10 protein-coding genes are annotated in these 12126 nt (G+C 57.5%); 6 read left to right on the top strand and 4 right to left on the bottom strand.

Going from position 1 to position 12126, the window contains the following annotated elements; genetic code table 11:
• Positions 1–11: 11 nt before the first annotated feature.
• The 4 genes from hisC to U9R25_00605 are packed head-to-tail and all read right to left on the bottom strand — an operon-like array spanning position 12 to position 6530.
• Positions 12–1139 (bottom strand): histidinol-phosphate transaminase, encoded by a 1128-nt coding sequence (gene hisC, locus U9R25_00620; GenBank protein ID MEA3334383.1) that lies wholly within the window; start codon positions 1137–1139, stop codon positions 12–14.
• Between the two features lie 35 nt (positions 1140–1174).
• A complete protein-coding gene (gene hisD / locus U9R25_00615) occupies positions 1175–2515 on the bottom strand; it encodes a histidinol dehydrogenase (GenBank protein ID MEA3334382.1) in 1341 nt (446 codons plus the stop codon).
• 53 nt (positions 2516–2568) lie between these two features.
• Entirely contained in the window at positions 2569–4947 is a 2379-nt protein-coding gene (locus U9R25_00610; GenBank protein MEA3334381.1) for a phospholipase D-like domain-containing protein, read from the bottom strand.
• A 17-nt stretch (positions 4948–4964) separates the two neighbouring features.
• Positions 4965–6530 (bottom strand): M20/M25/M40 family metallo-hydrolase, encoded by a 1566-nt coding sequence (locus tag U9R25_00605; GenBank protein MEA3334380.1) that lies wholly within the window; start codon positions 6528–6530, stop codon positions 4965–4967.
• 233 nt (positions 6531–6763) lie between these two features.
• On the opposite strand from U9R25_00605, the gene U9R25_00600 reads away from it, so the two are divergent.
• The 6 genes from U9R25_00600 (at position 6764) to U9R25_00575 (ending at position 11991) form a co-directional block, all read left to right on the top strand.
• A complete protein-coding gene (locus U9R25_00600; protein MEA3334379.1) occupies positions 6764–7873 on the top strand; it encodes a DNA polymerase IV in 1110 nt (369 codons plus the stop codon).
• A gap of 154 nt (positions 7874–8027) precedes the next feature.
• On the top strand, positions 8028–8516 hold the full coding sequence (locus tag U9R25_00595; GenBank protein MEA3334378.1) for a YqiA/YcfP family alpha/beta fold hydrolase: 489 nt from the start codon (positions 8028–8030) through the stop codon (positions 8514–8516).
• A complete protein-coding gene (locus U9R25_00590) occupies positions 8513–9301 on the top strand; it encodes a lysophospholipid acyltransferase family protein (protein MEA3334377.1) in 789 nt (262 codons plus the stop codon). The genes U9R25_00595 and U9R25_00590 overlap by 4 nt, the downstream gene beginning before the upstream one ends.
• Positions 9283–9840, top strand: coding sequence for an ankyrin repeat domain-containing protein (locus U9R25_00585; GenBank protein MEA3334376.1), 558 nt, complete (start codon positions 9283–9285; stop codon positions 9838–9840). The genes U9R25_00590 and U9R25_00585 overlap by 19 nt, the downstream gene beginning before the upstream one ends.
• A 33-nt stretch (positions 9841–9873) precedes the next feature.
• Positions 9874–10761: a GNAT family N-acetyltransferase gene (locus U9R25_00580; protein ID MEA3334375.1), complete on the top strand. Its 888-nt coding sequence runs from the start codon at positions 9874–9876 to the stop codon at positions 10759–10761.
• A gap of 135 nt (positions 10762–10896) precedes the next feature.
• A complete protein-coding gene (locus tag U9R25_00575) occupies positions 10897–11991 on the top strand; it encodes a hypothetical protein (GenBank protein MEA3334374.1) in 1095 nt (364 codons plus the stop codon).
• Positions 11992–12126 lie beyond the last annotated feature (135 nt).

Genomic DNA, 12126 nt, shown 5'->3' with positions numbered 1-12126 from the left:
ATATCATTATGTCAATATAGCGCGGTCTGGGATAGAGTGTTCAATGCAGCGAGCAGTCGATCTGTATCCAATGGCCGACCCGCCGAAACCCTGATACAGTTTTCCAGGCCCGGCCGGGCAAAATAGCGGACCAGTACACCCTGCCGTTCCAGATCGAGCTTGAGTTGGCGGGCGTCCCGACCCATCACCCGACAGAGAACAAAATTGGACTGACTGCCCGGATGGGTTTCCAGGAATGTGAAGCGGTCCAATTCCACGACCAGTCTTTGGCGCTGAGCCACGAGACGGGCTACATTCTCCAACAAAGCCACCCTGTCCTCCAGCGACGCCAGGGCAGCCTGGGTCCCAGCAACATTGACGTTGTAGGGCTGTTTTATCTTCCAAAGCTGCCGGATGATCCCCTCCGGGAAAACCCCGAACCCGACTCGCAGGCCGCCCAGTCCTGCCCATTTGCTGAAAGTTCGAAGCACGACCAGATTGTTGTGATTCGATACCTGGTGGATGTAGCTGGCATCCAGGTCTGAAAAGTCAACATAGGCTTCGTCGACGATGACCACAATAGGCAGTTCAAGCAAAGTATCCAGGATATCCTGATCCAATACACCGCCGTCCGGATTGTTGGGTGAACAAAGAAAAAGCAGCTTGGGCCGCTTCGCTGCGATGGCATCGACGATGTCTTTCACATTCAGGCTGAAATCAGCCTTGCGGGGCACGTCGACGATCTGAGCGCCGTTGATGGCCGCGTCAAAGCGGTACATGCCAAAGGTCGGCGGGCAATCGAGCAGCGAATCGCCCGGTGACAGGAAAAGCCGACAAACGAGATCGACCAATTCATCGGCGCCGTGTCCAACCATGAGGGTTTCGACGGGCAAATCCAGCGTGCTGGAAAGCGCCGTCCGAAGCGCGGTACTCTGGGAATCGGGATACACCTGATACCACCGATAGCTTGCCAGGGCCTCGATCACGCGGGGCGAAGGGCCGTATGGATTCTCGTTGGCATCCAGTTTGGTGATATCCTCTGGCGCGCGGCCCAGCCGACCGCTGAGCACCTCGAAAGGATGGATGGGAACATACGGCTCCAGGGCAGCCAGTTCGGGCCGCATGAGGCTGTCAATTTCAGCTTTGGTAATCCTGGTCAAGGTATCTACTCCTCGAAAAGGTTCTCGTCCGGCACTCAGGCATCCAGACCCGTCATGCGCGCCCGGGCGGCCGCAGCATGGGCGGTCAGACCCTCACCGTCCGCCAACAGCGCCGCCGGACCGCTGAGGCGCTGCCCTTCCGCCGGCTCCAGGGCAATCAGACTGATGCGCTTGACGAAATCAGCGACGCTGACCGGGCTGGCGAAGCGAGCCGTGCCCTCGGTGGGCATCACATGACTGGGACCTGCCACATAATCACCCAGGACCTCAAAACTGTGTTCGCCGACGAAAATACCACCCGCGTTTTCGATCCTGCCGACCAGCGCCCAGGGGTCTGCGACCAGCAGACAGAGGTGCTCGGGCGCGAAATCGTTGGCGAGATCAATAGCCTGAGTCAGATCGCCCGTTATCACGATGCCACCGCGGGCCGCCAGCGAAGCAGCAGCGATGTCGGCGCGGCTTAGATTGTCCAGCTGCCGGGATACTTCCACCTGGACACGAGCAGCAAGGTCCTTTGACGGCGTGAGCAAAATCGCGGAAGCGATGACATCATGCTCCGCCTGCGCCAGCAGATCGGCCGCCACCAGAGCAGGGCTGGCCGTCTCATCGGCGATCACCAGGGTCTCCGTGGGTCCGGGCAGACCGTCGATACCGACCTGGCCAAACACCTGACGTTTGGCCAGTGTAACGAACAGCCCGCCGGGTCCAACCACTTTATCCACCCGGGGCAGCGATTCGGTGCCATAGGCCATGGCGCCTATTGCCTGGGCACCCCCCAGGCGATAGATAGCCTGGGCGCCCACAATGTGGGCCGCCGCCAGGGTCAACGGAGCAACCTTGCCCGTAGCGCGGTCAAGAGGGGTACATACGATGATCTCAGGCACGCCGGCCACCCGAGCCGGAATCGCCGTATGCAGTAGAGACGACGGCAGCGGCGCCGTGCCGGCCGGAACGTAGACGCCAACACGGCGAAGCGGCCGCACGAGCTGACCCAATGTGCCGCCGGGCGTGACGTCCATCCACGATCCAATCGGTTGCTTCCTGTGAAAGGCCTCGACGCGATCCGCCGCGATAGTCAAAGCCTCAAGCATATCGGGTGCCAGACCAGCCACGGCATGCTCGATCTCAACCTCCGGCACCGAGAACTCCTCCGGGCTTGCACCATCGATTCGTTGAGACCAATCACGCAACGCCGCGTCACCCCGAAGGCGCACGTCGGCCAGAACGCGGTCCACTGCTTCTTCCGGTGTCAACCTTTCCCCAAAGATGCTTTCAATCCCGTCAAGCAACGCCGGGGGCAGTTTTTGCTCATCCCAGCCGGCGCGCCGGAGGATCGATTCTTCAGCAACTGAGATGTCGTCAATGATCGGTATCACACCTGTCAAATGCCCTCCCTCAGGCCGAAAAAAACCGCTTTCTGGTTGGCCATCTAATCGAGTATCTCCAGTTGATAGGGACTATTCACGACAATCTCCGGAACCCCTTTATACAGCTGAATCTTGCCAGATACCAGAACGTCCCGCCCAAGCAATGCTCGATCCGGGGTTTCACCCCATTTATGCCAGTTGCGTTCAAAAATCACGGCTTTGAACGCCTCCCGGCTCGGGCTGAAATTGAGCAGTATAACGGTATCCGACTTGTAGCTGTCAATCACCGTGCCTGCAACGGTGACTTGCTCGCCATCGTGGGCACCCGCCTGCTCCCATGAAATTGGCGGGCCGGTCGCAGGCGTTGCCGAATCTGCTGACTGTGATGTGCCGATCACCTCGATCTGTCCTGGCGCTTCAACGATCACCTCAGGCGCACCGCGGTATTCCTTGACCTTGCCCTGCACGTGGATATGCTTTCCCAGGTAAAAGTCCTCCGGCGCTTCAGGCCACTTTGCGAAGTCGCTGGCAAATATCACTACGGATAACGTGTCCTTATAGTTTTCGGCGAAGTTGAGAAAAGCGACCTTTCCACTATTGTAGCTACGAACTACCTCGCCCTCCAGGGTCACCCTGCGGCCGATATAGTTGGTTGCGTCCTTCCACGAAACGAGCCCATTGGAGGGGATCGTCGCGGCCGGTTTGTCTCCGTCGCGGGATAAGTCTTCCAGGATTTCGATCTGGTCCGGATGTTCGACCTCGATCTGCGGGTCTCCATCGTGTAGCTCGACCTCACCCGTCACCAGGATGCGCTTCTTATAGTAAAGGTCTTCAGGTGATTCAGGGAATCGATCGTAATTATCGTCAAAGATCACAACAGTGAAGGTGCGATCCTCATCGAAGTTCAGGAAGGTGATCGTCCCGGCGTCGTAGGAATCTACCACAACGCCTTCGACCGAAATCTTCTGGCCAACATGGTCTCCTGCTTCCTGCCACGGAATGGCTCCATTGGAGGGTTTGGTGGCCGCAGGCTTGGGCTTGGCCCTGTCCTGGGATGAACCACCCTCAATTTCGATCTGGTCCGGGTGTTTCACCTCGATCTGCGGGTCTCCGTCATGCAATTCCACCTCACCGGTTACCAGTACGCGCTGCTCGAAATAAAGTTCAGCGGGTGGCGCGGGGAATCGATCATAATTTTCATCAAAGATTACGACGGTGAAGGTGCGGTCCCGGTCGAAATTCAGAAAAGTGATCGTCCCGGCGTCGTAGGCATCGACAACAACCCCTGCCACGGTAATCGTCTGGCCAACATAGTCTCCCGCCTCGCGCCAGGGTACAACACCGCTGGCGGGTGGGAGGACTGCCTTGGGTTCAGGGACGTCCAACCTGGACCCTGCCATTGGCTCTGCCCGGTTCCAGTCCTGTCCGAAATAGCTGGCAAGGCGGTTGACCGCCGCCGCATCGTCAAACATGATGCCCAACTCGCGATTCTGATCCAGGGAAGAATCGCTCAGATTCTGTGAGCCCACGAAGGCAACGGCGCCGTCTGCCACCATCGTCTTGGCGTGAACGTAGGGATCATCCAGAAAACGGACTGCCACCCCATTGCCGGCGAGACGGCTGAGATCCTCATATTCCCAGTCGTCAGGATCCGTGACGGCTGGCGTGATCAACCGGACCCGCACGCCCCGCTCGGCCGCGGCAATGAGCCACGCCACCACGTCGTTATCCAGTACCGATGTTTGCTCCAGGTCCAGGCTCTTTTCGGCACCTTCGATCAGGGCCCGGAGCCGTTGGCGGCTGTTATCAGGACTCCAGACCAGTGGCGACTGGTCGAGATCCACCCGTTTCCGGTCCCAGTCGGCATCGAAGACCCGGCTGACTTCGTCAACCAGAGTTGGATCATCTACTACCACCTGGTATTCTCGATTCTTCGAAAACGAGGAATGGGTCAGGTTGTGCGTCATGATCCAGGCACGGCTGCCATCTAACACCAGACTCTTCTCATGGGACATGCGAAAGGTCGAGGGAGCATCCTTTACATAGACGCCGGCAGACTCGAGTTCGTTTTTTGCCGCGCGGTTGCTGTCGCCGCCGCCCTGGGGTTCTGGCTCGATCATCACCCGTGTATCAACGCCGCGCGAGGCGGCCCGTCTAAGAGCGTCTATGACGCGATCTTCGGTGATCAGATAAACCTTGAGGCGGATATTATCCCGCGCGCCATCGATGGCCTCAAGAAACGGATCCATCCCCTCATCGGGCAGCGCAGAAACAGAAACCCTGGACTGTGCCACCGGAAAACCGTAATCGGTTCGAGCTGCCTGTCCGGCAGGCTCATCGGTCACGTCCTGGTTTGATCCGCAGCCCGCAACCGCCAAAACAACCAATAGCGAGATTGCCAGCACAGCCTTCCACCGTGCCAGCCTTGCATGGGTCTTCATCGAATAGTTCCCCCTTTTTATGGATTCTCCGTCCAGCCCCACTCGGTCGCAATCAGTTGGATATCGACAGCGTCCACGACACCATTGCGATCGATGTCATACACAACATGGTAGTTCCACTGGCCCATCTCTGCCCCCCAACGCCTCGAAGTCATCATTATATCTTCTACGGTCACTTTGCCGTCGTAGCTAAGATCTGCCCAATAACTGGCCACGGGCGGGCCAACCAGATGCCCGAACGTGGCAATTGAACCCTTCACCATCTGGTCAAAAAACGCCTGGTTGTAATAGATCGTTTTATCATTCACCGTGTGGTAGTAGGCATTGAAATCGCCGGTACCAAAATAATCCTCGATTGCCAGAATCGCCGGGAAACCTTCATCCCAGAATGGCGAATGGTCACTGGCCGGGACGCCGTTGGGAATAATTTGCGGCGTCAAGTTCAGGCCATAAGCACTTACCACATCTGCAAACAATGTGGCCATATCGAGGCTGCCAGGCACGGTGTCTCGGGCATGGAGATCCATCTCGGGTCCGCCAACCGAGTCCCATGCGATCATGTCCATATTGAGCACGGCGCGAATATCCTCATCCTGTACCATGTTAGCATAGGCTCGGCTTCCATACAATCCCTGCTCTTCCCCTGTGAACAAAATGAAACGAATGGTGGCATCGAAGGTGTAGGGAGCCAACACCTCGGCGGCAGCCAGAACGGCAACCGAACCGCTGCCGTTGTCATCGGCGCCTGGGGCGGGGTCGTGGGGATAGCCCCGCGCTCTCGAGTCGAGATGGGCACAGATTATGTAAATTCCTGCCTCTTGCGATCGACCTGCCTTCTCGGCAATGATGTTGGGGGGTTTCGTCACATCCCAGGTATGGGTTGACACTGGCAGATCCAATCGTTCCAGGCGTTCGATCATGTAATCGATGGCCTTGGCGATGGGTACGCCTGAGGTGGTGTACCGTGTCGTGATGGTGTAGGGATCGCCGTAAATTATGGCAGGTGCCGCGCCGCTGAGTTCCTCTGCATAGGCCATCATGTGAGGAAGATCGATCATCCCGAGGATATCCTGGACAAAGGGCAAAGGACCGATATCGGAGGGAATCTCCGGCGCGCGACGCGGAATCAGGCGAATGGGATGCAGCATCCATGCCCAACCTGTGCAATCGGAAGGGCCAGTTTCGGCCGGCAGGCGCCACAACACCCGATCATCGGTTCGCAGCACTTCACGCGCTGCTTCCAGCACAACCCGGCCAGGAGCGCGCATATCTTCCATACAATAGCTTGCTCCGGCAGCGTCCCTGTCAATCACCTCAAACGAATAACCTGACCCTTTTAACCAGTCAATATCTCCGGGCGACATGCGCGCCAGAAGGTAGGAGGGCTCACCCGGCTCGTGGGCCAGGGGTAGTAAAGGCCCCTCAGCCATAACCACGACATCTTTGACCGGATCGGGCAGCCATATCTGTATCAGCAGTTGATCCTCGGGCTCGACAGGGTTCGGTCCCGCTTGAACGACAGACACCGAGCCGATCAGGGCGATCAAAATGACTGCAAGAAGCAACCGAAAGCCAGGACCCATAACAACTCCTCCGGACAGGAAAATGTGGATATTGATTCACTTTGCCAGGCACGGTAATGCGTCTACAAAATCTAAAACGCTCTCGTAAATGCAAACTACCTTTCCCGGGCCATTCTACCAAAAAACCAGCGATCGTGCCAGTGCCGGGATTCGCGAGAAAACCTTCTGTTGTGCTTCCCCTGCCTTGACGCCAATTGCGAGTTAGTCAAAAAGGCGTTAGAATTCAATCCGGCATGAACAAGCAGCGAGCATCACAGGAATCTTTGACCGACACGGCACGCGCTATCTTGCACCTCGACCTCGACGCCTTTTTTGCCGCCGTCGAGATATTGGAAGACCCATTGCTGGAAGGCAAGCCGGTGCTGGTGGGCGGCAGGCCGGAACAGCGGGGCGTGGTGGCGGCAGCCTCCTACCCGGCCCGGGCACATGGTTGCCGCTCAGCCATGCCCATGGCGCGCGCCCTCACCCTGTGTCCACAGGCCGTCGTGCTCCCGCCGCGGCACAACCTGTATCGGACCTACTCGGCGAAGGTCATGGCCCTCATCTACGAAATCACCCCCGAGGTAGAACAGCTTAGCATCGACGAAGCTTTCCTTGACATCAGCGACCAACTCCAGCACTGGAACGAAGCTATCCAGGTCGCCCGGCAATTGCAGCGACAGGTCCAGAACGACATTGGCCTGTCGGCCTCTTTGGGCGTAGCCAGCAACAAACAGGTTGCCAAAGTCGCTTCCGATTACGAAAAACCGGGCGGGTTGACCGTCGTGCGCCCTGGCGATGAGCCTGCGTTCCTGGCGCCCCTGCACGTGCGAGCCCTCTGGGGTATCGGTCCAGTAACGACAGAGCGCCTGGAGGCCATGGGCGTGACAACAGTGGGTGAGCTGGCGATACAGCCGGAAGCCGCGTTGCAGACAGCATTTGGCAAACATGGTCCCGAAATGCTTCGCCGCGCTCAGGGAATCGACACCCGACAGGTGATCACCGCCCGGGAGCGAAAATCGATCAGCCAGGAGCGAACCTTCTCAAAAGACCTGGTGGAGTTGATCGACCTCAAACGACAGTTATGGCGCATGAGCCAAAGGGTGGCAAGCTATTTGCAGAAGAAGAGCACGGCCGCCGGCACCATTGCCATCAAGATCCGTTACAGCGACTTCACCACCCTTACCCGTCAGATGAGTCTTGAGGTGCCAACCAGCGATGCGCGGGAGATCTACCGGGTCGCCCTTGTGTTGCTGGAACGCAATTGGCAGATTGGCCGTCCGGTTCGTCTGCTCGGCGTTGGCGCCCAACAGCTCGGCAAACCGACGGGACAACTTGCGCTTTTCGCTGAGGACAGCGATTGATCAACATCTCCCAGGTGCTTTTTTGAGTTTTTCGAAAGTCTTTGCCATTCGGTTTGTATGACATACGTTCACGTGTTATACTTTCCGCTGGACCCGTGCTGACGACCTTCCCGCCGCTCCAGGTCCTAACGCTCCTATTTGAACTATGACAACAATGATCGATCAATCCCGCCTTCTTTTTATCCATGGCTTGATGGGCAGCAGCCAGGGCTACAAAGCCACGTTGTTGCGGCAAGCGTTTCCTGACATGCTCATTCCCGACTTCCCGGGAGAATTCGACCAACGAATGGTCAAATTGAGCCAGGTCATCGGCACAACCACCGGCTGGACCCTGATAGGATCGAGCCTTGGCGGCCTCATGGCAACGGAGTACGCCATTCACCAATCCAGGCAGGTAGAAAAACTGGTTTTGTTCGCCCCCGCGCTTCCCTGGCTTCCCAACGGGCACCGCCATTCAGTGGAGATCCCCACTATCATTTTTCACGGCCGGCAGGATGAGGTCGTTCCGCTACAGTCGACCCAGGAGATCGCGCGACAGATCTTTGAGAATCTGAGCTTCAACATCGTCGACGACGATCATGGAATGGGCAAAACGGTCGAGAACCTCGACTGGCTCGCCCTGCTTGCCAGGTCGGAATCATGAAAACCCTGCGCGGATTGCTGCGCATGGCGGCAGCAGCCACTATGGTGATGGGAATCGCTCTTGGAACAACGCTTCTGGCATGGGTTCCCATCGAGATTCGTGGAATCCCTGTCTCTGCCTGGTGTTTCTCCCTGGGTGTTCGCCCATTGATGCGTGCCCTGGGAATTCGGTTTGTTTGCGACGACCCCCAAAGGGTTATCGAACATCACGGATTTATCTTTCCGAACCATATTTCCTTTTTCGACACCCTGGTGATGAGCTACTTGCTGCCGACGCGTTTTCTGTCAAAAGCTGAGGTGCGAAAGTATCCTCTCATCGGCCGGATCGCGACGGCTACAGGAACCATTTTCCTGGATCGAAGCGACAAGTCCCAGCGGGCGAATGTTCGCCGCACGATCGCAGCAAAAATCCGGGACAAACAGTATCCCCCGCTCGTCATCTTCCCCGAAGGAACCCGCAATCCTGAAGACACCCTGTTGCCCTTTCGCTACGGCGTTTTCGAGATCGCCATCGATTCCGGCGCGCCCTATCTGTTATGCGCAATCCACTACGAAGATACGGAGGCGATGACCTGGCACAGCCGGGATGAAAGCCTGATGACAACCATACGGCGCATCGTCGAGCAAGATACCAGCCGGGTGTGGCTCATTCCGTTAGCGGAAATCCAACCGAAACCCGATGATGATCCGATCCAGCTGGCGGCGGAAGCCCGGGAAGTCGTCGGCAACGCGTTAAACAGGATCAGAGTGGAAGGACTTGATCCCCAATGGCTGAACAGGAACTGATCGACGAACTCGTCGGTGCTGCCCACGGCAATTTCGAAAGAGTCGAGCGAATGTTGACCGACCACCCCGAACTGGTCAATGCCAGTGCCCGTTGGGGTGAGACGCCGATCGAAGCGGCTGCCCAGATGGGCCGGCGCGATATCGTCGACTATCTGAGAAAGAAAGGCGCACACCTCGACATCTGCACGGCTGCTATGCTGGGCCGCGTCGACGATATCAAAAAGGCTCTTGAAGCTGATCCCGGACTCGTTCAGGCAACCGGTGCCCACGGGATTCCTGTTCTCTACTATCCCATGATCCATGCCGAGACGGGCGTAGCGGAGTTGCTCCTGGAAAAGGGCGCTGATCCAAATGCCGGGAACGGCACCTTAACTGCACTTCATGGCACTGCCCTGTTCGACCAGCCGGAAATGGCGCGCTGGCTGCTATCGAGCGGCGCCCTGGCGGAAGTGCAGGACTTTGGTGGGAACACACCACTGGCAATAGCCCGGGAGAAAGGCCATGCAGAGGTCGTGGCCATTCTACAGCAATACCAATGACAGGGCACTTCCAGGCATATTGAGAATTGCTACATGACAGACCCGGGCATTCGACTTCTCGGCCAAAATGACTATCAGGCGCTGGAGCGGTTTCTGGCTTCCCACCTTGCTTCCTCCATGTTTCTAATCGGAAATGCCAGGTCCAGCGGGCTGAAGGACGACGGAAGTCGTTTCAGTGGAACCTACGCCGGCGTCTTCAAAGATGATACCTTGACCGGTGTCATCGCCCACTACTGGAATGGCAATATCATTCCCCAGGCGCCCTCCCACCTGGAACCATTACTCGAAACGCTGTTAAGAGCGAGCGGCCGGCCGGTGTACGGTGTGCTGGGACCAGCTGGCCAGGTCGACATGATAGTTGAGACATTGAGTATCGACCCGACCCTGGCCAAGCTTCACGAAACAGAATCTCTCTATCACCTCTCCTTGTCGGACCTGGTGCTGCCTCAAGGACTCAAGCAGCCAGAAGTCGTCGCGCGGCGGATCGAGCCCGGCGATGAAGAGCTGATGACCCGCTGGCGTATCGCCTATTCGCTGGAGAATCTTGGCGACAGCGATACACCGGAACTGAGGGAAGCCTGCCGGCAGTCCATTCAGCACTACATACTATCACGGCAACTATGGGTTCTGCAGGTCGATGGCGAGCCAGTCTCCTGCTCGGCGTTCAACGCGTCCATCAACGAGGCCGTTCAGATTGGTGGCGTTTTCACCCCACCGCCGTTACGTTGTCGGGGCTATGCCAGAGCGGTCGTGGCGGCTTCTCTCCTGGAAGCCCGGCAGCAGGGCGTACCGCAAGCGATTCTTTTCACGGGCAACGAAAATCGAGCTGCCCGGCGCGCTTACGAGGCTCTGGGCTTTCGCCAAACGGGTTGGTTCAAGCTGTTCCTGCTGACCGAACCGATATGGCCTGCGCTGCCCTGATTCAGCTGGTCTTGACACGAGCGGTCGCAGAGTTTAGAATGGCCCCGCATAGCAAACCGCCAGGCACAGGTTTACCACCAACTTGTACCGCCTACCTTGTCGGCGCTTTTTTTGTAGAACGAAGGAGGAGAAAGGATGGATTGGCAAAGTCTGTTAATTGGCTCTTTTATTGGCCTGGTCGTCGGTTTGATCATTGCATGGCTCTATTGGCGAGGAAAACTGGAGCAGGCCAGGACGACAGAGGCGCAACTGCGCAAACAAATCGCCGATGCCCAGGATGATTTCAAGATACTGCGCGGGCAATTGGCGGAACAGAAACAACAACTGGCGCAGCTTTCGGCGACGCGCGGCGTTTCAGCTGACCCTCAAGGCGATACAAGAGGCGTTGCGAGCCCGCCAGCAGCTGAAACTTTTGCCGCCACGGCTGCTGCAACCCACCAGAGCCCGGTTAAGACGCAACCGGACCAGGCAACAAAACCCAGCCAAACCGCCATCCCTGACGATGATCTGGCAACACAGCTTGCCAATATTGACAGCTTGAGCGGGGAACTGGCAAAAACTGGAGCGGACATCGATGCGCTTCGCTCCCAACTGCTGGCTGCCAATCGGTCGGAATCCCTGCGAAGCCTTCTGGAGAAACGGGAGCAAGATCTGATGGCTTGCACGGCCGAAAACGAGTATCTGAGCGGTGCGTTAAGCAATGCTGATCTCAATATTGCAATGCTCGATTCCCAGTTGACCGAATTCAGACGTGGTTACCAGGTCGTTGTGAACACATTGGCTGCCGAACTGGCAAGGGCTGTCGTCGACCTGGAGATGACTCAGGAAAAGTTGAGCGACGCCACAGTGCAGAAAAAAGCATTGGTGGTCCAAATTACCGCACTGGAAACCGCCGCAGATGCTCGCTACTCTGAGGGCGACCCGGTCGAGGATGAGGACCTCGCCGTGATCGAGGGGATTGGCCCCAAAATCATGGCTCTACTGAACGACGGCGGCATCGTGACCTTCGAACAGTTGGCGGACAGTGAGATAACGGACCTGAAGGCACTGTTGAACGAGGCCGGTTCCCCCTACCAAATGGCGAATCCCGATAGCTGGCCGCGCCAGGCCCGTCTGGCAGCCAAACGAGATTGGGCCGGCTTGCAGGCCTTGAAGGAAGAGCTGGTGGGCGGCGTCAGAAAACCGGATGAGGCTGAGGGAGACATTTCGACAAACTCTGGAATCGCTTGACTCCGAGTTTCCCAATTTGCCAAGAGTGTGGTAAACTTGATCCCATTGTGGCCCAGTCTGGTATCTTTCCCCCCAATACCAGACTGGGCTGCATCGCGCCAGCCGCAACGCAGCCCGGATTGCAGGATTTCAATG

The sequence above is a fragment of the Chloroflexota bacterium genome (assembly GCA_034717495.1).
Taxonomy (GTDB): domain Bacteria; phylum Chloroflexota; class Anaerolineae; order JAAEKA01; family JAAEKA01; genus JAYELL01.
Note: the sequence above shows the minus strand (reverse complement) of the source record. Positions and strands in the feature narration are given on the sequence as shown.

Excerpts from the sequence above, each read along its gene's own strand:
- U9R25_00610 (MEA3334381.1), bottom strand. The coding sequence starts at position 4,947 with ATGAAGACCCATGCAAGGCTGGCACGGTGGAAGGCTGTGCTGGCAATC.
- U9R25_00605 (MEA3334380.1), bottom strand. The coding sequence starts at position 6,530 with ATGGGTCCTGGCTTTCGGTTGCTTCTTGCAGTCATTTTGATCGCCCTG.
- U9R25_00600 (MEA3334379.1), top strand. The coding sequence starts at position 6,764 with ATGAACAAGCAGCGAGCATCACAGGAATCTTTGACCGACACGGCACGC.
- U9R25_00595 (MEA3334378.1), top strand. The coding sequence starts at position 8,028 with ATGATCGATCAATCCCGCCTTCTTTTTATCCATGGCTTGATGGGCAGC.
- U9R25_00590 (MEA3334377.1), top strand. The coding sequence starts at position 8,513 with ATGAAAACCCTGCGCGGATTGCTGCGCATGGCGGCAGCAGCCACTATG.
- U9R25_00585 (MEA3334376.1), top strand. The coding sequence starts at position 9,283 with ATGGCTGAACAGGAACTGATCGACGAACTCGTCGGTGCTGCCCACGGC.
- U9R25_00580 (MEA3334375.1), top strand. The coding sequence starts at position 9,874 with ATGACAGACCCGGGCATTCGACTTCTCGGCCAAAATGACTATCAGGCG.
- U9R25_00575 (MEA3334374.1), top strand. The coding sequence starts at position 10,897 with ATGGATTGGCAAAGTCTGTTAATTGGCTCTTTTATTGGCCTGGTCGTC.